The 26,493-nt window shown below is 62.9% G+C and carries 26 protein-coding genes; 12 read left to right on the top strand and 14 right to left on the bottom strand.

The window, feature by feature from the left end; translation table 11 throughout:
* Window positions 1-205: 205 nt before the first annotated feature.
* From JQ600_RS29100 to JQ600_RS29085, 4 genes are all read right to left on the bottom strand, one after another.
* A complete protein-coding gene (locus JQ600_RS29100; protein WP_249136140.1) occupies window positions 206-805 on the bottom strand; it encodes a hypothetical protein in 600 nt (199 codons plus the stop codon).
* Between the two features lie 68 nt (window positions 806-873).
* Window positions 874-1,473, bottom strand: coding sequence for a YqaA family protein (locus JQ600_RS29095; RefSeq protein WP_212265182.1), 600 nt, complete (start codon window positions 1,471-1,473; stop codon window positions 874-876).
* A gap of 45 nt (window positions 1,474-1,518) precedes the next feature.
* A complete protein-coding gene (hisE, locus tag JQ600_RS29090; RefSeq protein ID WP_212265183.1) occupies window positions 1,519-1,962 on the bottom strand; it encodes a phosphoribosyl-ATP diphosphatase in 444 nt (147 codons plus the stop codon).
* A 139-nt stretch (window positions 1,963-2,101) separates the two neighbouring features.
* A complete protein-coding gene (locus tag JQ600_RS29085) occupies window positions 2,102-2,530 on the bottom strand; it encodes a hypothetical protein (RefSeq protein ID WP_212265184.1) in 429 nt (142 codons plus the stop codon).
* A 258-nt stretch (window positions 2,531-2,788) separates the two neighbouring features.
* Between JQ600_RS29085 and JQ600_RS29080 the strand changes: the two genes are divergently transcribed.
* From JQ600_RS29080 to JQ600_RS29055, 6 genes are all read left to right on the top strand, one after another.
* Window positions 2,789-3,853, top strand: a complete 1,065-nt coding sequence (locus JQ600_RS29080; protein WP_212386387.1) for an ABC transporter substrate-binding protein — start codon at window positions 2,789-2,791, stop codon at window positions 3,851-3,853.
* A 93-nt stretch (window positions 3,854-3,946) separates the two neighbouring features.
* Window positions 3,947-5,725, top strand: a complete 1,779-nt coding sequence (locus tag JQ600_RS29075; protein ID WP_212490196.1) for a glucan ABC transporter ATP-binding protein/ permease — start codon at window positions 3,947-3,949, stop codon at window positions 5,723-5,725.
* 226 nt (window positions 5,726-5,951) lie between these two features.
* Entirely contained in the window at window positions 5,952-7,427 is a 1,476-nt protein-coding gene (locus tag JQ600_RS29070) for a D-alanyl-D-alanine carboxypeptidase family protein (protein ID WP_212386385.1), read from the top strand.
* A 183-nt stretch (window positions 7,428-7,610) separates the two neighbouring features.
* Window positions 7,611-9,293, top strand: coding sequence for a long-chain fatty acid--CoA ligase (locus tag JQ600_RS29065; protein ID WP_212386384.1), 1,683 nt, complete (start codon window positions 7,611-7,613; stop codon window positions 9,291-9,293).
* Window positions 9,294-9,384: 91 nt separating this feature from the next.
* The gene (locus tag JQ600_RS29060; RefSeq protein ID WP_212386383.1) at window positions 9,385-9,939 is read left to right on the top strand and encodes a DUF924 family protein; all 555 of its coding nucleotides are present in this window, start codon (window positions 9,385-9,387) and stop codon (window positions 9,937-9,939) included.
* 169 nt (window positions 9,940-10,108) lie between these two features.
* The gene (locus JQ600_RS29055; protein ID WP_192735294.1) at window positions 10,109-10,594 is read left to right on the top strand and encodes a peroxiredoxin; all 486 of its coding nucleotides are present in this window, start codon (window positions 10,109-10,111) and stop codon (window positions 10,592-10,594) included.
* A 284-nt stretch (window positions 10,595-10,878) separates the two neighbouring features.
* Here the strand turns inward: JQ600_RS29055 and rnhA are convergent, their stop codons facing one another.
* The 3 genes from rnhA to ispH are packed head-to-tail and all read right to left on the bottom strand — an operon-like array spanning window position 10,879 to window position 13,301.
* Window positions 10,879-11,343, bottom strand: a complete 465-nt coding sequence (gene rnhA / locus JQ600_RS29050; RefSeq protein ID WP_212265190.1) for a ribonuclease HI — start codon at window positions 11,341-11,343, stop codon at window positions 10,879-10,881.
* A complete protein-coding gene (locus tag JQ600_RS29045) occupies window positions 11,331-12,311 on the bottom strand; it encodes a homoserine kinase (RefSeq protein ID WP_212386382.1) in 981 nt (326 codons plus the stop codon). The genes rnhA and JQ600_RS29045 overlap by 13 nt, the downstream gene beginning before the upstream one ends.
* Window positions 12,312-12,323: 12 nt before the next feature.
* Window positions 12,324-13,301 carry a 4-hydroxy-3-methylbut-2-enyl diphosphate reductase gene (gene ispH / locus JQ600_RS29040; RefSeq protein WP_212265192.1) on the bottom strand — a complete coding sequence of 326 codons (978 nt, stop codon included), beginning with the start codon at window positions 13,299-13,301 and terminating at the stop codon, window positions 12,324-12,326.
* A gap of 219 nt (window positions 13,302-13,520) precedes the next feature.
* Between ispH and JQ600_RS29035 the strand changes: the two genes are divergently transcribed.
* Window positions 13,521-14,219, top strand: a complete 699-nt coding sequence (locus JQ600_RS29035) for a DUF1013 domain-containing protein (protein WP_212265193.1) — start codon at window positions 13,521-13,523, stop codon at window positions 14,217-14,219.
* A gap of 94 nt (window positions 14,220-14,313) precedes the next feature.
* Here the strand turns inward: JQ600_RS29035 and JQ600_RS29030 are convergent, their stop codons facing one another.
* From JQ600_RS29030 to JQ600_RS29005, 6 genes are all read right to left on the bottom strand, one after another.
* Window positions 14,314-14,574 (bottom strand): SemiSWEET transporter, encoded by a 261-nt coding sequence (locus JQ600_RS29030; RefSeq protein WP_211994205.1) that lies wholly within the window; start codon window positions 14,572-14,574, stop codon window positions 14,314-14,316.
* 70 nt (window positions 14,575-14,644) lie between these two features.
* Window positions 14,645-14,863, bottom strand: a complete 219-nt coding sequence (locus tag JQ600_RS29025; RefSeq protein WP_212386381.1) for an alkylphosphonate utilization protein — start codon at window positions 14,861-14,863, stop codon at window positions 14,645-14,647.
* A 185-nt stretch (window positions 14,864-15,048) separates the two neighbouring features.
* Window positions 15,049-15,255, bottom strand: a complete 207-nt coding sequence (locus JQ600_RS29020; RefSeq protein ID WP_212265196.1) for a DUF6494 family protein — start codon at window positions 15,253-15,255, stop codon at window positions 15,049-15,051.
* 13 nt (window positions 15,256-15,268) lie between these two features.
* Complete coding sequence (locus JQ600_RS29015; protein WP_212265197.1) at window positions 15,269-15,538, bottom strand: hypothetical protein; 270 nt, start codon at window positions 15,536-15,538, stop codon at window positions 15,269-15,271.
* A gap of 199 nt (window positions 15,539-15,737) precedes the next feature.
* The gene (locus JQ600_RS29010) at window positions 15,738-17,648 is read right to left on the bottom strand and encodes a propionyl-CoA synthetase (protein ID WP_212386380.1); all 1,911 of its coding nucleotides are present in this window, start codon (window positions 17,646-17,648) and stop codon (window positions 15,738-15,740) included.
* Window positions 17,649-17,860: 212 nt separating this feature from the next.
* Entirely contained in the window at window positions 17,861-18,628 is a 768-nt protein-coding gene (locus JQ600_RS29005; protein ID WP_212386379.1) for a hypothetical protein, read from the bottom strand.
* Window positions 18,629-18,820: 192 nt separating this feature from the next.
* On the opposite strand from JQ600_RS29005, the gene JQ600_RS29000 reads away from it, so the two are divergent.
* Entirely contained in the window at window positions 18,821-19,591 is a 771-nt protein-coding gene (locus JQ600_RS29000) for a hypothetical protein (RefSeq protein ID WP_212386378.1), read from the top strand.
* Between the two features lie 24 nt (window positions 19,592-19,615).
* Here the strand turns inward: JQ600_RS29000 and JQ600_RS28995 are convergent, their stop codons facing one another.
* The gene (locus tag JQ600_RS28995) at window positions 19,616-20,419 is read right to left on the bottom strand and encodes an SDR family NAD(P)-dependent oxidoreductase (RefSeq protein ID WP_212265201.1); all 804 of its coding nucleotides are present in this window, start codon (window positions 20,417-20,419) and stop codon (window positions 19,616-19,618) included.
* Between the two features lie 220 nt (window positions 20,420-20,639).
* On the opposite strand from JQ600_RS28995, the gene JQ600_RS28990 reads away from it, so the two are divergent.
* From JQ600_RS28990 to JQ600_RS28975, 4 genes are all read left to right on the top strand, one after another.
* A complete protein-coding gene (locus JQ600_RS28990) occupies window positions 20,640-22,679 on the top strand; it encodes a TRAP transporter fused permease subunit (RefSeq protein ID WP_212386377.1) in 2,040 nt (679 codons plus the stop codon).
* A gap of 31 nt (window positions 22,680-22,710) precedes the next feature.
* A complete protein-coding gene (locus JQ600_RS28985; RefSeq protein WP_212265203.1) occupies window positions 22,711-23,685 on the top strand; it encodes a TAXI family TRAP transporter solute-binding subunit in 975 nt (324 codons plus the stop codon).
* A gap of 213 nt (window positions 23,686-23,898) precedes the next feature.
* Window positions 23,899-24,906, top strand: a complete 1,008-nt coding sequence (locus JQ600_RS28980) for a tripartite tricarboxylate transporter substrate binding protein (protein ID WP_212490195.1) — start codon at window positions 23,899-23,901, stop codon at window positions 24,904-24,906.
* 358 nt (window positions 24,907-25,264) lie between these two features.
* Window positions 25,265-26,482 (top strand): EAL domain-containing protein, encoded by a 1,218-nt coding sequence (locus JQ600_RS28975; protein WP_212386376.1) that lies wholly within the window; start codon window positions 25,265-25,267, stop codon window positions 26,480-26,482.
* The last annotated feature ends 11 nt before the right edge of the window (window positions 26,483-26,493 follow it).

The following is a 26,493-nucleotide window of genomic DNA, read 5'->3' as shown; positions in this document are numbered from 1 at the left end:
TCCGGAACTGGCATGGGCATGACCCGAGAGGTGTCTCAAGAGATGCCAGACGTCATACCAACAAGGCAATCTTTCCAGTGTCAAGTATTGCGTTTTGGCGCTATTTTTTTGCGCATGATCTCCGGGCAAACGCTCCCGAGTTTGTCCCGAGGGAAAACCGGCGCCCGCTTTGCGCTGACGCGGCCCTGCGGGTCCGCATCATACGCTATTGGCATATCGCGCGCGTCACGTAATTTTCGGTCTTGCAGTCGCCCGGTTCGCGCTTGCGGCCCGGGATGAACACTTTCGGCGAGCATTTCTCCGCCGCGTCGGTGTCGAGGCTCTTGCCTTCCCTGTAACCCTTGGTCTGGCACAGCTTGTCGGCCCCCGCCTTGCAGTCCGGCGCGCCATTGGCCGACACCAGGCAGGCCGCGCGTCCTGTGACCATGATCGACGGAAGCGCCAGGTTCGACCGGCTGTCGCCGGTATCCTTTGCAGCATCCTTTTCAGTATCCTTGGCGCGGGTGTTGGGGTCGGTCTCGCCCGGGCTCTTCAGGCTCGGCAGGATCGATTTGGATTTCTCGAGCAGCTTGCCGATTTCGTTGATCAGGCCGGGATTTTCCGGCTGCGGCGGCGGTTCGATCTGCTGCGGCGCCGGTCCTTGCGGCACCGGCTGCTGGGCCGGTGACTGCACGCCGAGCGAGGGCTGGGGCGCGCCTTGCGACCAGCCGGCGTCCGAGGCGAGCGCCAGCATCGACAGCGCGAGGCAAGCGACCGCGAACGCCGTCCCGAATGACTTGAAAAGATGGCCGATTCGATCAGGCATGGAGCGAGCGTAGCCCGAAGCGGGCGTGTTCTGAAGCCTTTGGGCCGGCACAGCGCCCCGCGCGCAGGTCAGACCAATTTGACCGCAATGACGAACCCGAGCACCAGCACCGCGGCGCCGATCGCAACCCAGAGGCCGAGGCGCTTTTCCAGCTCGCTGCGAATGAGGTCGCCGTAACGGTTGAGCAGGATCGCGACCACGAAGAACCGGCCGCCCCGCGCGATGATCGAGCACAGGATGAACAGCCAGATATTGTAGCCGGCGAACCCTGACGTGATCGTGACAAGCTTGTAGGGGATCGGGGTCAGCCCCTTGCCGATAATGATCAGCGCGCCCCATTCGGCATAGGACTGCCGGAACGCCTCGACCTTGCCGCTGAGACCATAGACGTTGATCAGCCACTGCCCGACCGAGTCGTAGAGCAACGCGCCGATCGCATATCCGACCACGCCGCCGGCCACCGAGGCGATCGTGCACACGGTCGCGAACCACCATGCCCGCTTCGGCCGCGCCAGCGACATCGGCAGCAGCATGACGTCGGGAGGGATCGGGAAGAAGGAGCTTTCAGCGAACGATACCGCCGCCAAAATCCAGAGCGCGTAGGGCTTGTCGGCGGCGCCGATGAACCAGTCGTAAGATCGTTTAAGCATGGCCGCATGAACCATCATGGAGCGGATTTGTCCATGCCGGCAAACGACTGAATTTTGGAAGATTTAGTGCCGCTTTCGCAGGCTGCGGCCTTCCAGCGCGACAATTCGCCGCCGAACCGCAGGTGGTGTCACCGCTTTGGGTAACGCCTTGGCGGAGGCCTCCTTGTCAGGAATCGCTTTGGGCGCCTTGACCGTCGATTTCGGCAGCTTCTCGGCGATGCCGAGCATCAGCTCGCGCCGCGCCATCTCGCGCCAGACATCCTCGGGCTTGACGCCGGCGGCCGCCCACAGAACGGTCAGGTTGTAGAGAAGATCAGCACTCTCGCGGACCACCGCATCGGTATCGCCGTTGACGGCGTCGATCACGACTTCGATGGCTTCCTCGGCCAGCTTCTTGGCCATCTTGGCCGGGCCGCGCTGAAACAGCCGCGCCGTTCGCGAAATTGCGGGATCGAGATCCCTGGCCGCGAGCACCGCCTGATAGAGCCGTTCGAGCGAATCACTCATCCCTCAAACCTAATCGAAAGCCGTGGCCAGCGTGTTAACGGCCGGCTTGACAACCAAAAAAATCCACCGGCCGGATGCGGCCGGTGGATTCGTGTTTAACAGCGGCCTTAGCAACGCGCGCAATTACAAGGCGTTGGAATTACCAGGCGTTGGGATTCTTGTAGCCGCCATAGTACTGGTTACCGCCGCCGTAATAGCCACCGCCGTAGTACGGGCCGCCGCCGTAATAGGCCGGGGGAGCAGCGTAATAGGCCGGGCCGCCGTCGTAGTAACCATAGCTGTCACCGTAATAAGCTCGGCGGTTCTGGGTGGCCGCAATCGCGATACCGGTGCCGACGATGCCGGCGAAGGCCGCAGCCGCCGCAGCGCCGCCGCCGCCATAATATCTCCTGCCGCGCGAGCTGAAGTCGGTCGCGTCGCTGGTGCCGGTCGTGGCCGTTACGCCCTTGGCGGGCGCGGAGCCGGCGAAAGCTGCCGACGGCTGGTAGGCCGTCAGGGCTACCGCGACAACCGTCGCCACCGCGCCGGCGCGGCCGATCGATGAAAACACTCCTGATCGTGCAAACATCTCAATATCCTCCGTGGGAGCTTGGCCTGACAGGCCTCGAATTGCTAACCACCGAGCGGATATTAGGTTCCCCAAACCAAATGCAAGCTGAACGATCTCTGGCCAAATCGTGGCAGTCATCGCCCGTTCACGTTGGATGCGACAGAATGCCTGCGTTTAAGGCTTGTAATGCCGGTGTTCTTGTCCTGAAACAGACCTGCGATCCAACAATCTTGGCCCACGCGGCAACGTGTCCCATCTCCCAGTGACGTAAGCTCTATGCGTGCACGCCGAACCAACGCCCTTCGCTCGATGCTGGCCTCGCTTGCAGGCCTTTGCGGAGTGGCCTGCTTTGGTGCGGGGCCGAGCCTTGCCGCGGACGAACCACGGCCGCCGCTCGCGATCCAGTTCTCGCTCGACCGGCCGATCGATGCGACGGACGCGCCGTTCGTGATGGCGGCCACCGGCGGCCTGTTCACCGCCGAGGGGCTCGCCGTCACCATCAACATCGCCAGCGGATCGCCGGATGCGATCGCGCGCGTCGCAGCGGGCACCAGCGATTTCGCGCTGGTCGACATCAACGCGCTGGTGCGCTTTCGCGACAAGGACAAGCAGGGCGTCCCGCCGGTCAAGGCGGTGTTCGTGCTGTTCAACAAGGCACCCTACGCCATCATCGCCCGCAAGAGCCGCGGCGTCCGGGCGCTGTCGGACATCGAAGGCAAGAATCTCGGCGTCGCCGAGGGCGATCTTTCGATCCGCCTATGGCCGGCGGTGGCGAAGCAGAACGGCATCAAGATCGCGAGCGTCAAACAAAGCAATATCAGCGCCGCGGTGCGCGAGCCGATGCTGTCGGCGGGCCAGATCGATGCCGTCACCGGATTTTCCTATCTGTCGGCGATCAACCTGAAAGACCGTGGCGTGCCGGCCGACGATCTGGCGGTATTGAAATTCGCCGACTATGGCTGCGACGCCTATGGTTTCGCCATTGTCGTCAACCCGGCGCTGGCGGCGGCCAAGCCGGAAGCCGTGAAGGGATTTGTGCGGGCGGTGATCGGCGGCACGCACCTGGCCGTCAAGGACCCCGCGGCCGCAGTGACCGAGATCGTCAACCGCATGGACGGCGGCTCGCGCGATCTGGAGCTCGAACGGCTGAGCGCCATCCTGCGCGACAATATCCTGACCGGCGAGGTCAGGCGCAACGGCATCGGCGGCATCGATAGTGCGAGGTTCGAGCGGTCGATCGATCAGCTCGCGGAAGGCTTCAAATTCCAGAAGCGGCCGGTAGCAGCGGACATTTTCGACGACCAGTTCCTGCCCCCCGTCAACGGCCGGCTGATCAATTGAGTAAAAGTCGCGCGGACGCTGGTTCTCGGCGGCGATCCCTGATTAGAATGCGGCTCGACCGATCGCCCCGTTGCCCCCTCCAGTGCTTGCGGCATGTCCATGATTCGCCTTTACACCCGCGTGCTCGAGCTGCTCGGCAAAGAGGCGCGGCTGGGCTGGATTCTGGCCGGCGCCAATCTGCTGCTGGCCGGCGCGCAATTCGCCGAGCCCGTGCTGTTCGGCAAGATCATCGACGTGCTCTCCGGCAAGCCGGCGCCGGGTCCGCTGTCGTCGTCAGGAGCCTGGCCGCTGCTGGCGGCCTGGGTGGCGTTCGGACTGTTCACCATCAACTGCAGCGCCGCGGTGGCGCTGCACGCCGACAAGCTGGCGCACCGCCAGCGCCAGGCGGTGCTGACCGACTATTTCGAACACATCATGCAGCTGCCACTGACCTTCCACACCGGCACCCATTCCGGGCGGTTGATGAAGGTGATGCTGAACGGTACCGACTCGCTGTGGCGGCTCTGGCTCGGATTCTTCCGCGAGCATTTTGCCGCGATCATGTCGCTGGTGGTGCTGCTGCCGTTGTCGCTCTACATCAACTGGCGGCTGGCGATCCTGTTGTTCCTGCTGTGCGTGGTGTTCACGGTGCTGACCACGCTGGTGGTGCGCAAGACCTATGGCATGCAGAGCGAGGTCGAGGAGCATTACTCGGACCTCTCCGCGCGCGCTTCCGACGCGCTCGGCAACGTCGCGCTGGTGCAGAGCTTCGTGCGCATCGATGCCGAGGTGCAGGGCCTGCGCTATGTCGCCGACAAGCTGCTCGCGGTGCAGATGCCGGTGCTCGGCTGGTGGGCGCTGGTCACCGTGATCACCCGCGCCTCCACCACCATCACCGTGCTCGCGATCTTCACCATCGGCATCGTGCTGCACGAGCAGGGGCTGACGACCGTCGGCGAGATCGTGATGTTCGTGAGCTTCGCGACCATGCTGATCCAGAAGCTCGAACAGGTGGTGAGCTTCATCAACAGCGTGTTCATGGAAGCGCCGCGCTTGCAGGAATTCTTCGACGTGCTGGACGCCGTGCCCGCGGTGCGCGACCGGCCCGGCGCAATGGACACCGGGCGGCTCTCCGGCCTGATCGAATTCAACGACGTCTCGTTCTCCTATGACGGCAAGCGGCCCGCGATCGAGGATCTTTCCTTCACCGCTTTGCCCGGCCAGACCATCGCGCTGGTCGGCCCGACCGGCGCCGGCAAATCGACCGCGATCGCGCTGTTGCATCGCGCGTTCGATCCGCAGTCCGGCATCATCAAAATTGACGGCATGGATATCCGCGGCCTGAAGCTGACCGCGCTGCGGCGGAATATCGGCGTGGTGTTCCAGGAGGCCCTGCTGTTCAACCGCTCGCTCGCCGACAATCTGCGCGTCGGCAAACCGGACGCCACCGAAGAGGAAATGCGCATCGCGGCGTCGCGGGCGCAGGCGCTCGAATTTATCGAACGCAGCGACAAGAAATTCGAGACCCATGCCGGCGAGCGCGGCCGCATGCTGTCCGGCGGCGAACGGCAACGGCTGTCGATCGCGCGCGCGCTGTTGAAGGACCCGCCGATCCTGATCCTCGACGAGGCCACCAGCGCGCTCGACGCGGTCACCGAGGCAAAAGTCAACGCCGCTCTCGACGAAGTGATGAAGGGCCGCACGACCTTCGTGATCGCGCACCGGCTTTCGACCATCCGCAACGCGACGCGCATCCTGGTGTTCGACAACGGCCACGTGATCGAAAGTGGAACTTTCGATGAACTGGTGGCCAAAGGCGGCCGCTTTGCGGAACTCGCGCGGGCGCAGTTCATGGTGCAGGCCGACGCGCGGGCCAGCATTGAGACACAATAGCCCGCCCCTGCGCCGCCATCCCGCATTGAATTATCGGCGAAATTGCGCCTTTTCGTCCACGATTTAATTGCCCGGCCTCTGTTCTCGATCAACAAGCCGGTATAGGTTTGCAGCCGCCGTGAGCGACGGCGCAAATTTGGTTTCAAGATCGCACGCTTGAAACCCGAACGTCAGATTTCAGGACCTCCTTTTTCGAAGGCGGGTCTCAAAGGACCGGAACGCAAAAGTGCATTTTCTTCGCCCGCTGCTTCGCCATCCATTGTTGAACCTGATCCTGCTCGTCGCCGCGCTTGCGGTGGCAACGCCCCGCGCCGCGCACGCCGAGGCGTTGCTGGTGGTCGAAGCCGAAACCGGCAAGGTGTTGCAGGCCGAAAATGCGACGATGCCCTGGTATCCGGCCTCGGTGACCAAGATCATGACGGCTTACGTCACGCTCAAAGCCGTCAAGGAAGGACGCCTGCGCCTAGACAGCGTGCTGACGGTTTCGCCGGTGGCGGCATCGCAGTCGCCGTCGAAGATGGGCTTCAAGCCGGGCACGCAAGTCACCGTCGAAAACGCGCTGGCGATGGTGATGGTGAAGTCGGCCAACGACATGGCCGTGGTGCTCGCCGAAGGCGTCGGCGGCTCCGTCGACGGCTTCTCGGGGATGATGAACGCGACCGCGCAGCGGCTCGGCATGACGCAGACGAGCTACGTCAATCCGAACGGCCTGCCCGCCGATGGCCAGATCACCTCGGCGCGCGATCTTGCGATTTTGGCGCGTGCCGTGATTCGCGATCTGCCCGAATACGAATATTTCATGCACATCCCGGCGATCCGTTTCGGCCGCCGCACCACCAACAATTTCAACAAGCTGATCGGCCGCTATGCCGGCGCCGACGGCTTCAAGACCGGCTTCATCTGCGCGTCCGGATACAATCTGGTGGCCTCGGCGACACGCGACGGCAAGCGGCTGATCGCGGTCGTGCTCGGCTCGACCTCCGGCCAGGCGCGCGCGGTGCGCGCCGCCCAGCTCTTGGAGCGCGGCTTTGCCAGCAACGGGCTGGGATGGTTGCGACCCTCGCTCGGCACCGTCGACAATCTGGTGCCGATCGACGCCACGCCGCCGAACCTGCGCGAGGAGATGTGCAACGGCAGGCGCAAACGACCCGCCACCGACGAGGATGCGGACACGACGCTGGCCGCCGCCAGTGGTGAAAGCCCGGCGCTGGCGTTCTTTTCCGCCGGACTGCAGGCGCCGACGGCAAAGCCATCGGAATTGCTCGCGACGGCGTACACGGCTGGCGAGCCCATGGTGGTCTATACCGGCCCGAAGAAGACCGGTCCGGAGCTGATTGCCGCAGTGGCCGCGGATGATCAAAAGCAGACCACGCGGCGCGGCAAGAAATCGAAGGTCGCGGTCGCTGCGAAGAAGCCGGACGCGGATAAGCCCAAGACTGATGCCAAGACCGCCGCCAAATCCGACGCAAAACCCGCGCCCAAGCCGGCCGCGGCCCGGCACGCGAATGTCAAACCGGACACCGCCGCCGCAAAGCCTGCTGCCGCCGCCAAGCCTGTGGCAGCTGTAAAGCCTGCCGCAGCTGCCAAGCCCGCCGCCAGGCCGGCCGAGAAGCCTGCCGCTTCGGGCGATAAGCCGGCCGCGAAGCCCGCCAAGCCCAAGGCCGCCGCAAAACCTAAGAGCGAATCCAAACCGGCTGGTTAACGGGCCCGCAAGGCCCCGCAATCAGACGGTTTTCGCCCGTTCCGGACGTGGACTTGTCGATTCCCAATGCGTCGATAGCGCGCAGCCGCTTGCCATCGGCGGCGGCATTCTCAATACTGCCCAAAACAAGGCATCCCGGCCCAAGAATTCGAGAAATCGGGAACTAACCAGAGGGGAAATACCATGGAGCGGATCTGGCTCAAGCAATATCCGGCCGGCGTGCCCGCCGATATCGACGTCAATCAGTACTCGTCGCTCGTCGAGTTGCTGGAAGAGAGCTTCAAGAAGTTCGCCGACCGCAAGGCGTTCATCTGCATGGACAAGTCGATCAGCTACCGCGACCTCGACCAGATGTCGGCTGCCCTTGGCGCCTATCTGCAGAGCAAGGGCCTGCAAAAGGGCGCCCGCGTCGCGCTGATGATGCCGAACGTGCTGCAGTATCCGGTCTCGACCGCCGCCGTACTGCGCGCCGGCTATGCGGTGGTGAACGTCAACCCGCTCTACACCCCGCGCGAGCTCGAACATCAGCTCAAGGATTCCGGCGCCGAGGCGATCGTGGTGCTGGAGAATTTCGCCACCACGGTGCAGCAGGTGATCGCCAGGACCGCGGTCAAGCATGTGATCGTCGGCAGCATGGGCGACCTGCTCGGCTTCAAGGGCGTGATCGTCAATCTGGTGGTCCGCAAGGTGAAGAAGATGGTGCCGGCTTGGTCGATCCCGGGCGCGGTTTCGTTCAACGACGCGCTGGCCGCCGGCCGCGGCATGAAGCTCAACAAGCCGCAGCTCAGCCGCGATGACGTCGCCTTCCTGCAATATACCGGCGGCACCACAGGCGTTTCCAAGGGCGCGACGCTGCTCCACCGCAACATCCTCGCCAACGTGCTGCAGAACGACGCTTGGCTGCAGCCGGCGCTGAAGAAGCCGCCGCATGTCGACGAACTGTTCATCGTCTGCGCGCTGCCGCTCTATCACATCTTCGCGCTGACGGCGTGCTTCCTGCTCGGGGTGCGGGCCGGCGGCGTCAATCTGTTGATCCCGAACCCGCGCGACATGCAGGGCTTCATCAAGGAGCTGATGAAATACCAGGTCAACAGCTTCCCGGCGGTCAACACGCTGTATAACGGCCTGCTGAACTCGCCCGGTTTCGAGAAGGTCGATTTCTCCAAGCTGAAGACCTCGTTCGGCGGCGGCATGGCGACGCAAAAGGCCGTGGCCGAGAAATGGCTCAAGGTCACTGGCTGCGCGCTGTCGGAAGGCTACGGCCTGTCGGAAACCTCGCCGACGCTGACCTGCAACCCGGCCGACACCGACAAGTTCTCCGGTTCGATCGGCATTCCCGTGCCCTCGACCTACCTCTCGATCCGCGACGACGACGGCAATGAAGTGCCGCTCGGCGAAGCCGGCGAGATCTGCGCCAAGGGTCCGCAGGTGATGGCCGGCTACTGGAACCGACCGGAAGAGACCGCGAACGTCATGACGGCGGACGGCTTCTTCCGCACCGGCGACATCGGCGTGATGACGCCGGACGGCTACACCAAGATCGTCGACCGCAAGAAGGACATGATCCTGGTCTCCGGCTTCAACGTCTATCCGAACGAGATCGAGGAAGTGATCGCCAGCCATCCGGGTGTGCTGGAATGCGCCGTGATCGGCGTCCAGGACTCCAAGTCAGGCGAAGCGGTCAAGGCCTTCATCGTCAAGAAGGACCCGAACCTGACGGCCGAGGACGTCATCAAGTTCTGCGGCACGCAGCTGACCGCCTACAAGGTCCCAAAGCAGATCGAGTTCAGAACCGACCTGCCCAAGACCAATGTCGGCAAGATCCTGCGCCGCGAACTGCGCGACGAAAAGAAGGCCGCGGCCTGAAGGCCAATGCTATCTTTTTATTTTGACGCGTTTTCTTCACGCGAACCGGTACCCACTTCGCTTGAAAACGCTCTAGCGCGAGCGTCCGATCATGTCTGACGCTCGCGAGCCTGTGCCGGCTGACATCCTCGGATTCTGGCGCGAAGCCGGCCACGACCGCTGGTACAAGCGCGACGACGCGTTCGACGCCGAAGTGCGTCAGCGGTATCTCGAGCTGTGGCGGAAGGCGGCCGCAGGCGAGTTGTCGGCCTGGGAAGCCAGCGATGACGGCGCGCTGGCGCTCACCATCGTGCTCGACCAGTTTCCCCGCAACATGTTTCGTGGTGACGCACTGACCTATGCGAGCGACAGGCTGGCGCGCGACGTCGCCGCCCGCGCCATCGACCGGGGCACCGACAAGCGCATCGACCCGGCGTTGCTCGAATTCCTCTATCTGCCGTTCATGCATTCGGAACATTTGCCCGACCAGCTGCGCTGCATCGAATTGTTCAGCGGCACGGCCAATACCGAAAACAGGGAATACGCCGAGCATCACGCCGACATCATCCGCCGGTTTGGGCGCTTTCCGCACCGTAACCGCATCCTGGGGCGCGAAACGACGCCTGAAGAACAGGCATTCCTCGACGCCGGCGGCTTTACCGGCTGATGACAGAACAGTGAAGGCACGGCGGCATTGCCGTTTCCGGGACACCGAATATTGTGCCGGTCATCCGCAAAGGTTAGTCTTGTTTTGACGCGTTTTCTTCACGCGAACCGGTACCCACTTCGCTCGAAAACGCTATAAGACACATCCGCTCATTGAGGGAGAATTGACGATGACGATCCAAGTTGGCGACAAGCTGCCGGAAGCCAAGTTTCGCGTGATGACGGCGGAAGGGCCGCAGGTCAAAACCACCGACGATATTTTCAAGGGCAAGAAGGTCGCGCTGTTCGCGGTGCCCGGCGCCTATACCGGCACCTGCCACAAGATGCATCTGCCGAGCATCTTCCTCAACGCCTACGCCATCAAGGACAAGGGCGTGAACACCATCGCGATCGTCTCCGTCAACGACGCCTTCGTGATGAACGCCTGGAAGCGCGACACCGACCAGCGCGACGAAGCCACATTCCTCGCCGACGGCAATGCCGACTTCACCAAGGCGATCGGCATGGAGCTCGACGCGTCCGGCAACGGCCTCGGCATCCGCTCCAAGCGATATTCGATGCTGGTAGAAGACGGCGTGGTCAAGAAGCTCAACCTCGAGCCGGCGCCCGGCAAGGTCGAGGTTTCCGGCGGCGATACGCTGTTGGGGCAGCTGTAAGTTATTCGTCATTGCCTGCGACAAACGCAAAGCGTTTGCGCAAGGAAGCAAAGCGACGAAGCAATCCATACTTGCTTTACCGCTCTATGGATTGCCTTCGCTTTGCTCGCAATGACGGGTTGATGGTGTAGCCACACATACAACTGTCATCGCCCGGCTTTGACCGGGCGACCCAGTACGCCGCGGCCTCTCGGCTTTATCTCAATCGTCTCTGGAATACTGGATCACCCGCTTTCGCGGGTGATGACAGCTGTGGTTATCGCGGCATCGCGTGGCGCGTCAGCCTACGCCTTCAACCGTGCCATCGCGACGCCGTCGCGGGCCAGCTGATCGGCGCGTTCGTTCTCGTCGTGACCGGCGTGGCCCTTGATCCAGTGCCAGCGCACCTCATGCGCCTTCAGCGCCGCGTCGAGGCGCTGCCACAGGTCGACATTCTTGACCGGCTTCTTGTCGGACGTGCGCCAGCCGTTGCGCTTCCAGCCGTGGATCCACTCCGTGATCCCCTTGCGCACATATTGGCTGTCGGTGGTGAGGTCGACGACGCAGGCTTTCTTCAGCGCTTCCAGCGCCGAGATCGCCGCCATCAATTCCATGCGGTTGTTGGTGGTGTGCGCTTCGCCGCCCTTCAATTCCTTTTCGGTGTCGCCGAATTTCAGGATCGCACCCCAGCCGCCGGGGCCGGGATTGCCCGAGCAGGCGCCGTCGGTGAATACCGTGACATGCGGCTTGGAATCGCTCACGCGGCGCATCCCGCCTGCATCAGGCCGTAATCGCGCGCGGACTGGACGCTCTGGTGGAAGCGCAGCTTGCGGACATATTCGAGCGGGTCTTTCGGCTTCACCAGCGCGCCTGGCGGCACGTCGAGGAAATCGACCAGACGCGTCAGCAAAAAGCGCAGCGCGGAGCCGCGCGCCAATAGCGGCAGCGCATCCTGCTCGGCATCGGACAATTTCCGTTCGCGGCCATAGGCGCCGAGCAGCGCCCGCGCCTTGGTGACGTTGAAGGAATGATCCGGCTCGAAGCACCACGCGTTGAGGCAGATCGCGACGTCGTAGGCCAGGATATCGTTGCAGGAAAACGGGAAGTCGATCAGCCCGGACAGCTTGTCGCCGAGGAAGAAGACGTTGTCGTTGAAGAGATCGCCATGGATGACGCCGAGCGGCAGATCCTTTGGCCAGTTCGCCTCGAGGTGATCGAGTTCGCGGGCGATGAAATCGCCCAAGCCCGGCTGCACGCTGTCGGCACGCGGCGCCGACAGGTCGAACAGCGGCCGCCATCCCTCGACCGACAGCGGATTTTTCCGGAACATCGGAAAGTCGCCGCCCGCCAGATGCATTTTGGCGAGCGCCCCGCCGACGCCGCTGCAATGCGCGGCGTTGGGCCGCCGCGGCCACATGCCTTCGAGGAAATTGATGATCGCAGCTGGCCGCCCGACGAGATGGCTGTAGACTTCGCCCTGGCGGTTTTTCGCCGGCTGCGGGCAATGCACGCCGCGCTCGGCCAGATGCGCCATCAGCGACAGGAAGTAAGGCAGATCGTCCACCGCCACGCGCTTTTCATACAGCGTGAGGATGTAGGCGCCCTTGCTGGTGTGCATCAGGAAGTTGGAATTCTCGACGCCTTCGGCGATGCCCTTGTAGGAGAGCAATTCGCCGATATCGTAACTCTTGATGAACTCCGCGAGGTCTTCGGCGGCAACGTCCGTGTAAACCGCCATGGCAGACGCGCCCTAAGCTGCGTCGGGCCGCAGCGAACGCGGCAGCGGGAAGAATTCGTTTTCTTCCGCGGCCGAGACCGTCTCCACATGCAGCGTATAGCGCTCGGCGAACGCGCCCATGATCTCCTCGACGATCACTTCCGGCGCGGAGGCGCCCGCCGTGATGCCGAGGCTCTTGATGCCTTCGAACCGCGACCAGTCGAGATCGCTGGCGCGCTGCGCCAGCACCGAGACCGGGCAGCCCTCGCGCTCGGCGACTTCGCGCAGGCGCTGCGAGTTCGACGAGTTCGGCGCACCGACCACGATCAGGGCGTCAACCACCGGCGCCACCTTCTTCACCGCAAGCTGGCGGTTGGTGGTGGCGTAGCAGATGTCTTCCTTGTGCGGGCCGGAGATGTTCGGGAAACGCTCCTTCAGCATCGCGACGATCTCGGCGGTGTCGTCGATCGACAGCGTCGTCTGGGTCACGAAGGCAAGGTTGTCCGGGTTCTTCGGCGTGAACGTCTTGGCGTCTTCGTTGGTCTCGATCAGCGTCACCGCGCCCGGCGGCAACTGGCCGAGCGTGCCGACCACTTCCGGATGATGGGAATGCCCGATCAGCAGGATTTCACGGCCGCGCTTGAAATGGATCGCGGCCTCGCGATGCACCTTGGTGACCAGCGGGCAGGTGGCATCCAGCGAGAAAAAATTGCGCGCGCGGGCGTCCGCCGGAACCGACTTCGGCACGCCGTGGGCGGAGAACACCACCGGTGCGTTGGTATTGTCGGGAATTTCGGCCAGTTCCTCGACAAAGATCGCGCCCTTGGTCCTCAGGCTGTCCACGACATAGCGGTTATGCACGATCTCGTGGCGGACATAGACGGGGGCGCCATAGATCGCGAGCGCCCGCTCGACGGTGTCGATTGCCCGTACCACGCCGGCACAGAAGCCGCGGGGGGAACAAAGCACGATTTTCAGGTCGGGTTTGGCTGACGCTGACAAGGAAGACATGGGGGCTATCTCAGGGACCGAATCACCCCTCGCCAGTGGGCGGGGAACGGCCAATTCGTATAAGGACTTGGGGCTGCTTTTGGGCGCTGTCAAGGCACTTTAGCAGGCCATTGCGCCAATAGGCCCTCAAGGGGTATATAGGCCCGGAATTCCCGTCATCCCCGATGACCGCAGACTTCGCCTCCAAAAGAGGTGGGCGAGGCACAAAGGAGATTTGCCATGAGCAATGCACCGCTGATGCCAAAGGCGACTGCCGTGTGGCTGGTTGATAATACCGCGCTGACCTTCGACCAGGTGGCCGATTTCACCAAAATGCACCCCCTGGAGGTCCGCGCCATCGCCGACGGCGACGCGGCGCAGGGCATCAAGGGCATGGACCCGATTTCGACCGGCCAATTGAGCCGCGACGAGATCGAAAGGGGCGAAAAGGACCCGAATTACCGCCTCAAGCTCGGCGAGAGCAAGGTTACCCTGCCCCCGGCGGCCAAGAAAAAGGGCCCGCGCTACACCCCGGTGTCGCGCCGCCATGAGCGGCCGAGCGCGATCCTTTGGCTGGTGCGCAACCATCCCGAGCTGAAGGACGCCCAGATCATGCGCCTGGTCGGCACCACCAAGACCACCATTGCCTCAGTCCGCGACCGCACCCATTGGAACGCCTCGACCCTGACCCCGATGGACCCGGTGACATTGGGCCTGTGCTCGCAGATCGAGCTCGATTTCGAGGTGCAGCGCGCCGCCAAGGAAAAGCCGGTCCCCGCGGCCTACGGCGGCGCCACCCTGCTGCCGGCCTCCGAGACCACCAAGAAGGAGCCGGAATTCGAGCCGACCGAAAAGCAGCGCGACGACCTCAACGTGGATGCGGTGTTTGCGAAGTTGAAGGGGATCGGCGGCAAGAAGCAGGACGACGAAGAGGAATAGGTTTCCCGTATTCCGGTTACGGGATTTCAAACGCGGCGGGGCAACCTGCCGCGTTTTTGTATTGGCAGGCTTTTGTATTTCAATGCCTAGGTGCTCAACCGTATTTCAGTTTCATGAACAAAACTCCGCCGGCCAGCACGATCGTGATGGCATTGGCGACGATCAACGGCCCATCTCCGGAAAGCAGGCCGTACACCAGCCACAGCAGGATGCCGACCACCATGACGAGAAACATTCCGAGCGAAATGTCCTCCGTCGAGCGGGTTCGCCAGACTTTTACGAATTGCGGGACATAAGCGAGCGTCGTGCACGTTGCGGCGGCAAAGCCCAGCAGTTTGATGGCAATCGGTTCCATGGGTTTCTTATAACATCGATTCGAAGAATGAGCGGTAGTTGGCTGCGTGCCTCGCTGCGGCAAACTCCCCTCACGCCTTCTTCAAGAACTCCGTGCGCAGCACCAGCCCCTTGACCTTGTCGGTGCGGCCTTCGATCTCGTCTTCGTTGTCGGTGAGGCGGATGTTCTTGATCACGGTGCCGCGCTTCAGCACGGTGGACGAGCCCTTCAGCTTCAGGTCCTTGATCAGCGTGACGGTGTCGCCCTCGGCGAGCAGCGCGCCGTTGGAATCCCTGACCTTGATGTCCATGAATTACGTCTTTCCAAAAAGGCTGAAGTGCTTCTTTCTTCCTTCTCCCCTTGTGGGAGAAGGTGGCGCGCGAAGCGCGCCGGATGAGGGGTTTCTATCCGCGGAGACAACTCCTCACCCGTCTGCGATGCTCCGCATCGCAGCCACCCTCTCCCACAAGGGGAGAGGGGAAGGAAGGCGTTCGCTCAGCCCAATTCGATCTCGTCGTTAATCTCGTGCGTGAGGCTGATGCCGCCAATGGTCAGAACCATTTTGGCCGGCAGTTTTTCGTTGCCCTTGAGGCGGCCGCTGGCGACGGCGTCGCGGACCGCTTTTTCGATTTCGCGCTGCGAGGTGATGCCGACCTTCTTGAGAAAGCCGCGCAGGCTGGTGTTGAAAACGTCTTCGTTCATGATGACCTCCTGATCACGGCCTGGTCGGATTGTTCAGCATTTGCTCGGCGAGGTTTCGCTGGGCACGGTCGGTGCGGGCGTTGGCATTGCCGCGTTGCACGTCGCGGTTCTTGCGGCAGATGACGTAGTCGTTCGACCCCGGCGCAACATTGTTGGCGCGGCAGAACGCATCGTCGTCGGCGCTGGTATCGGCCATGGTCGGCTGGCCCTTCTCCAGGCAGCCGGCGAGCAGCGGGGCGGTGAGTAGCAGGGCGATGAGAAGTCGAGCGGGGTTATGTCGCATGACTGATCCATGGGTCCGGTTTCGTCATTGCCGGGCTTGACCCGGCAATCCATCGAAATCAAGGCATTTTGCTGGAATGAAACCCGTCATTCCGGGGCGATGCGCAGCATCGAACCCGGAATCTCGAGATTCCCCGGTGCGCAATTGCGCACCTGAGGTCTGGTGCTAACGCACCATCCCGGAATGACGGTGCTAGCAGCTACACCCTGCCCTTCAGCGCGTCGCCGATTTCGTCGAGCACCTTGGGATCCTCGATGGTCGCCGGCATGGTCCAGGCATCGCCGTCGGCGATTTTCTTGATGGTGCCGCGCAGAATCTTTCCGGAGCGGGTTTTGGGCAGGCGGCCGACCGTGATCGCGAGCTTGAAGGCGGCGACCGGGCCGAGCTTGTCGCGCACCAGCGCCACGACTTCTTTCTCGACCTCCGCCGGGCCCTTCGAAACGCCGGCCTTCAGCACCAGGAAACCGCAGGGCACCTCGCCCTTGATCGCATCCTTGATGCCGAGCACCGCACACTCGGCGACGTCGGGATGCGAGGCCAGGATTTCCTCCATGCCGCCGGTGGAAAGCCGGTGGCCGGCGACGTTGATGATGTCGTCGGTGCGGCCCATCACGAACACATAGCCGTCTTCATCCTTGTAGCCGGCGTCGGAGGTTTTGTAATAGCCGGGGAATTCGGTGAGATAGGCTTCCTTGAAACGCGCCTCCTGCTCCCACAGCGTCGGCAGGCAGGCCGGCGGCATCGGCAGTTTGATGACGATCGAGCCCATGGTGCCCGCGGGCACCGGTCTTGCCGCCTCGTCGACCACATCGACCTGATAGCCCGGCATCGGTACCGTCGGCGAACCATGCTTCACAGGAAGCATGCCGAGCCCCACCGGATTGCCGGCGATGCACCAGCCGGTCTCGGTCTGCCACCAGTGATCGATGACAGGCACCTTCAGCTGCTGCTCCGCCCATTCCACCGTCGGCGGATCGGCGCGTTCGCCGGCGAGAAACAGCGTGCGAAATTTCGACAGGTCGTATTTCCGGATGAAGGTGCCATCAGGGTCTTCCTTCTTGATGGCGCGGAACGCGGTCGGCGCGGTGAAGAAAGCAACCGCCTGGTGCTCGGAGATCACGCGCCAGAACGCGCCGGCGTCCGGCGTGCCGACCGGCTTGCCCTCGTACATAATCGAGGTCGCGCCATGGATCAGCGGCCCGTAGATGATGTAGCTGTGGCCGACCACCCAGCCGATGTCGGAGCCGCACCACCAGACCTCGCCGGGCTTGACGCCGTAGAGGTTGAACATCGACCATTTCAGCGCGACCAGATGCCCGCCATTGTCGCGCACGACGCCCTTTGGAATCCCCGTGGTGCCTGAAGTGTAGAGGATGTACAGCGGATCGATCGCCTTGACCGGCACGCATGGCGCGGCCTTGCCGGCATCGAGCGCGGCGCTGCGTAATTGCGCCCAGTCGTGGTCGCGGCCCTCGTTAAGTTCGCAGGCCTGTTGCGGCCGCTGCAGGATCACGCAGGTTTCCGGCTTGACGCTCGACAGCCGGATCGCCTCGTCGAGCAGCGGCTTGTATTGCACGATGCGGCCGGGCTCGATACCGCAGCTCGCCGAGAAGATCAGTTTTGGCTTCGCGTCCTCGATCCGGCTCGCGAGCTCTTTCGCCGCAAAACCGCCGAACACCACCGAATGAACAGCGCCGATCCGCGCGCAGGCCAGCATCGCGAACACCGCCTCCGCCACCATCGGCATATAGAGAATGACGCGATCGCCCTTGGCGACGCCGAAATCCTGCATGACGGCCGCGAGCGTCTGCACCTCTTTCAGCATCTGCGCATAGGTGAATCTGGAAACGGTATTGGTCAGCGGCGAGTCGTGGATCAGCGCCACCTGATCGGCGCGTCCGCCTGCGACATGGCGGTCGAGCGCGTTGTAGCAGGTGTTGACGACACCATCCGTGAACCAGCGGCCGTAGGGTCCCATCGTGGGATCGAAGATTTTCTTTGGGGCCTCGATCCAGTCGATCTCGCGCGCAGCCTCGGCCCAAAAGCCTTCGGGATCCCTCAGCGAGCGGGCGTGGATTTCGTGGTACCGGCTCTTTCCGTGGATGTTCATGGCGTTTCTCCCGTGGCCCACCCACTCGTCATGCCCGGGCTTGTCCCGGGCATCCACGTCTTTGCTGCCAGTTGGATAAGCAAGACGTGGATGGCCGGGACAAGCCCGGCCATGACGACGGGGCGGCAATCATATTTGCCACGCATTGTCACGGGAAGCGGCGCGAGATCAAGCCGGAACAACTTGGCGATCGGCTAAAGCCCGACCACCATTCAGCGCGACTCGATCGCCAGCAATTGGTCGAGCCGTTCCTTCATGGCCCTCCGCAAATCGTAACCCGGCTGGCCGAAGGCGGCGCTGCGGCGGGCGACGAAATCATCCTGCTCACGCTGCAGGGCACGGGCGCGCGGGCTGTCGGCACTCGCATCGCGGACCACCTTGGTATTCACGGCACTGATCTCGCGGTCAAACTTGGCAAGGTCCGGACTGGCGCAGATCGCCTTTTCCACCGGCTGCTTCGTGGTGGCGCAGTTGAAGCTCGGCCTGTTGTAGACCGCCATCAGCGCGCCGAGACGCTCGAGTTCCTGCGCCAGCGATTTGTAATTGCCGCGCGCGGTGGGATGCTCCGGGTTGAGCTTGATCGCCACGCCGAAGTCCTGCAATGCCCTCGGCCGGTCACCCTTCTTGCGCCAGAGTTCGCCGCGCGCGTTGAAGATATCGGCCAGCGCCGGATCGAGCCGCAGCACGCCGTCATAATCGGCAATGGCGCGGTCGATCAGATCCTTGCGATCGTTGGCGCCGCCACGCGCGATCAATGCCTTGATGCGGTCGGACCTCGCGGTCTTTTCGTTGCCGATCAACGCGCCGCAAATGCTGATGGTCTTGTCGTCGTCATTGGCCGCCGCCGCCGCAATGCAAGGCGCGGGATCGACTTGCGGATCCCTGGCTGGCTCGGCGCCGGTTGCAAAGGCGGCTTGCACGAACGCCGTCCACAGCAGGGAAGCGACGACAATATTGCGGATGATAGGACAACCTCGCATCAACAGACCCGGAAAAACGCTCTCGACGACGGACAATCCTAGCAAGCGAGGTGCGCTTCCGACAGCGGCCAACGCGAATTTCGATTTTGGCTGAAGCATGACGTCCGGGAAGCCGCGCTTTTCGCGTGCAAGTGTGTCTATCCATTGAAGAATTTTCGTTGAACCTTTCCCCTTTCCGGTCGACTCAAATCCATGACCATCCTGACCGACACGACTCCGCCGCGCGCGATCGCGTATTCCCAAACCGGCTATTTTTACTTCTACATGGCGCTGGCCTGCACGGCCGTCGCGTTTCTCGGCTTTGCCCCGACCTATTGGCTCCCGATGATGTCGCGATCGCTGTCAGCCTCGCCCGTCGTCCATTTTCACGGCCTGCTGTTTTTTGCCTGGTCGCTCTACTTTGCGTTCCAGACCTGGCTCGCCGCATCGGGAAATGTCACCCGGCACCGCGCAATCGGAATGATCGGCGTGTCGCTGGCGACCGCGATGACGATTTTCGGCTTCCTGGTTGCGGTCAACGCGATGAAGCGATCGGCGGCGGCGGGGCTGACCAGTGAAGGCATCGCGTTTGCGATCGTCCCGCTCAGCGGCATTGTTTTCTTTGCGGTGGTGTTCGCGCTGGCCATTGCGAACATCCGCCGGGGCGAAACCCACAAGCGGCTGATGCTGCTGGCCGGCATTTCGCTGCTGGATGCAGCCGTGGCGCGCTGGTTTCTCACCTTCCTGGCGCCTCCCGGGCCGCTCGGCCCGCCGCCGGTGCCGGTCACCATCCCGCCGGCCTTCGTCGCCTATCTGCTGCTCGTTGTTGCCGTCGTGCACGACTGGCGCACGCGCGGCCGCCCGCATCCGGTCTATATCTATGGCGGCGCCGCGCTGATCGCCGTGAAGCTGCTGAACTGGCCGATCAGCATGACGCCGATGTGGCACTCCTTTGCCGGCGGCATATTGGCGATGGCGCAGTAGCGGGAGCCCGAACCCGCGCTTGGCTTATGCCGACCTCGCCGTCATCCCGCCATCGACCACGAGTTCGAGCCCGGTGACGTAGCGGGATTCGTCGGAAGCCAAAAACAGCGCCGCATTGGCGACATCCCAGGCGTCGCCCATGTGCCCCATCGGCACTTGCGAATCCCTAGCCCGCCACATCGCCTCGACATCGCCCTTGGCATAACTCGCCGCAAGCCCTGCGGAGTGCTCGACCATCGGCGTTTTCATCAAGCCCGGCAGAATGCAGTTCACCCGGACATGATCGGCTGCGAACTGCACCGCCGTGGTGCGCGTCATCTGGTTCATCGCCGCCTTCGACGCCCCATAGGAGACGTAGGAAATGCCGACGTGACGGATCGAGGCGATCGACGAAATATTGATGATCGAGCCGCCGCCCTGCTTCTGCATCACCGGAATAACGTGCTTCATGGCGAGGAAGGCGCTCTTGAGATTGACCGCGAACACGCGGTCCCATTCGGACTCCGTCGTCTCGACCACGCTGCCCATCTCGGCAATGCCGACATTGTTGTCGAGCACATCGATACGGCCATAGGTCTTCAGGCACGCCGCCACCATCGCCTCGACTTCGGCGGCGCGCGAGACGTCGGCGGTGAAGGCCGCCGCCTTGCCGCCCTCGCCCGTGATGATCTTCACGGTCTCTTCGGCCGCCGCCGCGTTGCGATCGACGCAGAACACCTGCGCACCCTCGCGAGCAAAAGTCACCGCGGTCGCCTTGCCGTTGCCCCAGCCGGGCCCGATCGAACCCGCGCCGACCACCATCGCCGTCTTGCCCTTGAGCCGTTCCATCGACTTCTCTCCCCTTGATTTGGACGGGAAGTTGAACGGGCATGTGCCCGCGGTCAACCCATCCAGCGCGTGGCGGCCGATGCAACCCTCGCATGGATGTAACCATCCCAAAATCTCTCGATTTATGCCCTTGCAACGCCTCCCCAAACCGGCATGAATGCGCCGCCGTTAAAGGCCCCGGCGATCCAGCCGGGAGATATCAATGCGCTCCGGGGGAAGCATGGCCGCACAGGGTCAACCACCAGGCAATTCTTTGCCCAATGACGACGTCATCGCCGTGTCCGACGAAGCGTTGCATAAGGCTGAATTGTTCATCGAGGCCGAGGAAGGCGCGGCCAACCGCCTGATGGGATGGGCGGGGCGGATCTCGACCACCATTGCGGTGGTGATGAGTCTGTTCCACCTCTATGCGGCCTACGCGATCGTTCCGACCCAGGAGCTCCGCTACACCCACGTCGCCTTCACGCTGGTGCTGAGCTTCCTGCTGTTTCCGCTGGCGACGCGGTTTCGCAACCGGGTGCGCTGGTGGGACGTGGTGCCGGGCATCTTTGCGGTCGCGACCATCGTCTATGCGCTCTGGGGCGGCGAGGACTTTACCGACCGCGCCACCTCGCCCGACCGCTGGGACGTCATCGTCGGCGTCGTCTTCATCGTGCTCGTGCTGGAGGCGACGCGGCGCACCACCGGGCTGATCATGCCCGTCGTGGCCGTATTGTTTATCGCCTATGCGATGCTTGGACCGCATCTGCCGGCGCCATGGACCCATCGCGGCTACGATCTGCCCCGGCTGGTCGGTCATCTCTTCATCACCCTGGAAGGTATTTTCGGTGTCGCGGTCGACGTGTCGGCGACCCTGATCATCCTGTTCACGATCTATGGCGCGTTCCTGGCGCAATCCGGTGCCGGCAAGTTCTTCATCGATTTCTCGCTGGCGCTGATGGGCGGCAAGGCGAACAGCGCCGGCAGAACCGTCGTGCTGTCCTCGTTCCTGCTCGGCGGCCCCTCCGGATCGGGCGTCGCCACCACCGTGATGATCGGCACCGTGGCCTCCCCGATGCTGGCCAAGGCCGGCTTTGAGAAAAACGCCGCCGGCGGTTTGCTGGCGGCCGGCGGCCTCGGCGCCATCCTGTCGCCGCCGGTGCTCGGCGCCGCGGCGTTCCTGATCGCCGAGTTTCTCAAGATCAGCTATCTCGACGTGATCTGGATGGCGACGATTCCGACCTGTCTCTATTACATGTCGCTGCTGTTCATGGTCGAACTGGACGCGAAGAAGTTCGGCGCCAAGGACGTCAACTTCACGCCGGAGATGTCGCTCGGGCAGATGACCCGGCGTTACGGCTTTCATTTCATCTCGCTGCTCGCCGTGGTCGTATTCATGGTGATCGGCTATTCGCCGTCGCTGTCGGTGTTCTACGCCATCGTCGTGACCTTCGCGCTGAGCTTCCTGCGCAAGGAAACCGCGCTGGTGCCGAGCAAACTGGTCAAGGCGCTGGCGGAAGGCTCTACCGGCGCGCTGAACGCAGCGACCACCTGCGCCTGCGCCGGCATCGTGGTCGGCATCGTCACGCTGACCGGTCTCGGTCTCAAATTCTCGGCGATCGTGATCAGCTATGCCGGCGGCAGCCTGCTGCTGACGGCGATCTACACTTCGCTGATCGTGTGGATCATCGGGCTCGCGGTGCCGGTGACCGCCTCCTACATCATCTGCGCCGTGATCGCCGCACCGGCACTGATCAAACTCGGCGTGCCCGATTACGCCGCGCACATGTTCATCTTCTATTACGCCGTGCTGTCGGAGGTGTCGCCGCCGACCGCTCTGTCGCCGTTTGCGGCCGCCGCCATCACCGGCGGCGATCCCTACAAGACCACGCTGCAGTCCTGGAAATACACCTTGCCTGCGTTCCTGGTGCCGTTCGTGTTCGTGCTCGATCCGCAGGGCGTCGGATTGCTGCTCTCGATCCCCAAGGGCGGATCATGGCTCGACATCCTCGAAATCACGATCAAGACCACTCTGGGACTGCTGGCGCTGGCCTCAGTTGCCCAGAACTGGGCGCTGCGACAAAATACGCGGGTCGAGGGAGGCCTGCTTCTGCTATCCGGATTGCTGCTGGTATTTCCGAGTTTGATCGAGGCGATCGTCGAATGGATGATCGGCCGCGATATCAGCTACACTTACGTGCCCGGGCTGATCATCGGCTTCGGCGTGTTGCTGTGGCAGTCGAGAACGCGGGCGCCGAAACGACCGGCGCTTACAACTTAAGTCCAAGAATAAGGTCAAGGGAGTAATTGAGATGAAAATAATGAAAAAGACCGTGGCCGTCCTGGCTGTGACTGTTGCGGCCGGACTCGCCTTCGCCGGCATCGTCCACGCCCAGCAGAAAACGATGTCGATCGGCACCGGCGGAACCGGCGGCGTCTACTATCCGCTTGGCGGCGCCGTCGCCAACGTGCTGTCAAAGACCCTTCCCAACGTGCAGGCCACGGCCGAAGTCACCGGCGGCTCGATCGACAATCTCAAGCTGATCGGCACCGGGCAGAGCGAGATGGGCTTCACCATGGCCGATGCCGCGCTCGACGCGCTGCAGGGCCAGGACAAGTTCAAGAGCGGCAAGCTGCCGCTGCAGGCGCTGCTCGTGGTCTATCCGAACCGCATGCATGTGGTGACCGTCGAAGGTACCGGCATCACGACCATGGCCGATCTCAAGGGCAAGCGCGTCTCGACGGGTTCTCCGGGCGGCGCGACCGAAGTGATGGCGTTCCGCGTCATCGAAGCCGCCGGTCTCGACAAGGACAAGGACATGAAGCGCGAGCGGCTCGGCGTTGCCGAATCCGTCAACGCCATCAAGGACCGCAAGATCGACGCGTTCTTCTGGGTCGGCGGCATCCCGACCGCGGCGGTGACCGATCTCGCGGCAACGCCAGGCTTGAAGATGAAGCTGGTCGACCACGGCGATCTCGCCGAGAAGATGAACGCCAAATACGGCAAGCTCTACACGTCGAGCAAGATCAAGGCGGGCTCCTATCCCGGCTACGACAAGGACAATTCCATTACCGAGGTCTGGAACCTGATCGTGACCGGCGACAAGATGAGCAACGACGATGCCTACACGATCGTCAAGACGCTGGTGGAGAAGAAGGCCGACATCGTTGCCGTGCACAAGGAAGCCGAGAGCTTCTCGCTCGACAACCAGGTGCAGGACCGCTCGCCGATCCCGTTCCATCCCGGTGCGCTGAAGTATTTCAAGGAAAAAGGCATCGGCGGCTAAGCCGGCAGCCTGCAATTGCTTGATTGCATTTGACCGCGGCCTGCCAAGGGCCGCGGTCATTTCTTTGAGCTTGCTGCTTCTCGCTGCGGTCGCTGACGTCGCCCTGATCGGGTTTTGCGCCATGATGCCGGAGACCCCGAGGCATGACGCCGACGGGGGTGGTGGTCGCGCCGATTAACAAATACGGTCCGCCGAAATTTTGGAGGGACCGACATGACTTCGAAGATCATTCATCCGCACCGCCTCAACCGCCGCGCTGTGCTGACCGGCGCGGCTGCCTTTGGCGCTATATCGCTGTTGCCGCGCCGGGCGGGCGCCGATCAATGGCCGACACGGCCGGTCAAACTGGTCGTGCCGTTCGCGGCCGGCGGCACCACCGACATCCTGGCGCGCGTGGTCGCGGCAAAAGTCTCGGAGGAATTCGGCCAGCAATTCATCGTCGAAAACAAGACCGGCGCCGGCGGCAACATCGCGGCTGAATTCGTCGCGAAGGCCGAGCCCGACGGTTACACCTTCGTGGTGGGAACGCCAGGCACACACGCCATCAACCAGTTCGTGTTCAAGAACATGAACTACGACCAGGCCAGGGATATCGCTCCGGTCATCATCATCGCGCGGGTACCCAATCTTTGTTCGGTCACCAATTCGCTGCCGGTGAAATCGGTCGCGGAGCTGATCGCCTATGCCAAATCGAAGCCGGGCGAGTTGTTCTACGGCACGCCGGGGCTCGGCAGCACCGCGCATGTCTCGACCGAATTGTTCAAGTCGATGACCGGCGTCGAGATGACCCATGTGCCGTACAAGGGCAGCGCACCGGCGCTGACCGACCTGATCGCCGGCCGCGTGCAACTGACGATCGACAATTTGCCGGCCTCGCAGCCGTTCGCCGAATCCAACTCGATCCGCCCACTGGCGGTCTCCTCTGCCAGGCGCTGGCCGGGCCTGCCGGATCTGCCGACGATCGCGGAAGCCGGCGTACCCGGTTACGAGGCGGCATCCTGGTTCACCATCGGTGCGCCGGCCAAGACGTCGAAGGAGATCATCGACAGGCTCAACGCCAGCGTCGACAAGTTTCTCAAGACCGACGACGGCATCGCGCGGCTGCGCAAGCTCGGCGCCGAGCCGGCCGGCGGGTCGCCCGCGGACATGCAAGCTTACGTGCTGGCGGAAACCGAGAAGTGGGGCAAGGTGGCCAAGTTCGCCGGCATCAAGCCGGAGTGACTATCGCGTTCATCTGACGCCGCACGTCGAAGCGATTCTTGTGTTCGGCGCGAACATAAACTGTGGTCGCGCCGACAAGCGACCACAGGCGTTAACGCGCGTCCAGCAATGAAACAGCGCACAAATGCACGCATCCGTTCATAGCGCACGCCACGACGGCAACGACAAACGGATGGGTCTCCATCGGGCTTCCGAGTTGCCATGTTACAGCCAGATGACTTGCCGCTTTCGTTACAATTCTAATTTCATTGGCGGCTTTAACCTTACCCGCGCATTCATCACCGCGTCCCTAAAACTCCATGATTAGCGCCGCTGCGCGGATGTACGACTAGCGTCGATATCTGTGCAGGGGGACGGAATGAATCTGATCAATGCTAACGCGCATGCGCGCACCGGTGGCTTCGGACTGCGAAGGGTGATGCCCCGCGCCTGCGTGGCCGACGCCAAGAAACACCTGCGGCTGTTCCTCTCTGACGCGCTCGAGGAGCTCGGCTTCATCACCAGCGCATGCGCTTGTGCAAGCGAATTGTCGGGAGTGCTTGACGCACAACAGCCTGACCTCGTCGTGCTCGGCGTGTCCGTCAACGGGACCGAGGTCGGCGAAATTCTCGAAGTTCTCGTCCGGAAGAATTTCGGCGGCAAGGTGCTCATCATCGGTCCACCGGACTCGATTATGGTAAAGGCGGTTCGGCAAATTGCCGAGGAATACGATATCGCGATGCTGCCCTCGCTGCCGACGCCCTTCAGCGCCGGAACGTTGCGGGCCAGCGTCGCTTCACTGCTGCCCACCGAACCGGCGCCGAGCCCGGCGGTGGACGTGGCCGAGGCGCTGAAGGCCGGGTGGCTCGAATTGTGGTATCAGCAAAAGATCAATGCGCGCACCCTGGTTCCGAGCGGCGCGGAGGCGCTGGTGCGGATGCGACATCCCGCCTGGGGGGTCGTTCCACCGGCGTATTTCATTCCGGACGACAAGGATCCGCATTATCGCGCGCTGTCCGAGTTCGTGATCGGCCGCGCGATCGAGGATTGGCATTACCTTCTGGAGCAGCAAGGTCCGGTTGATCTCTCGATCAACCTGCCGGTTTCGTTTTTAAGGGGCCGCGAGACGGTGCGCGACCTGTGTCTCGGAATGCCCGACCATCCCGCATTCGGCGGTTTGATCATCGAGATCGACAGCGCCGAGGTGATGGACAATCTGGATCTCGTGATCGACGTCGCCAGACAGGTGCGCCTGCATAATATCGCGATTGCCGTCGACAATGTCGGCCCGGAATGGCCGGCGCTCTTGGGGCTCCGGAACTTTCCATTCGTCGAGCTGAAAGTCGATCATCAGTTTGTCACCGGCTGCGCGGATGACCGCTTGAAGCAGACGGTATGCCGCCACATCGTCGAGCTGGCGCAGGACCATGGTGCGCGCGCCATCGCCCAGGGGGTCGAAACCCGCACCGATTTTCTCGCCGCGCATGACATGGGCTTCGATCTGGTCCAGGGCTATCTGTTCAGCAAGCCGCTCGGGGTCAAGAAATTTGCCCGCTCGCCCCCCGTGCTGCCATCCCCCTCCGGGCAAAAGCCGTGAGGGATCGTTCG

It is taken from the genome of Bradyrhizobium sp. AUGA SZCCT0176, assembly GCF_018130145.1.
Classification (GTDB): domain Bacteria; phylum Pseudomonadota; class Alphaproteobacteria; order Rhizobiales; family Xanthobacteraceae; genus Bradyrhizobium.
Note: the sequence above shows the minus strand (reverse complement) of the source record. Positions and strands in the feature narration are given on the sequence as shown.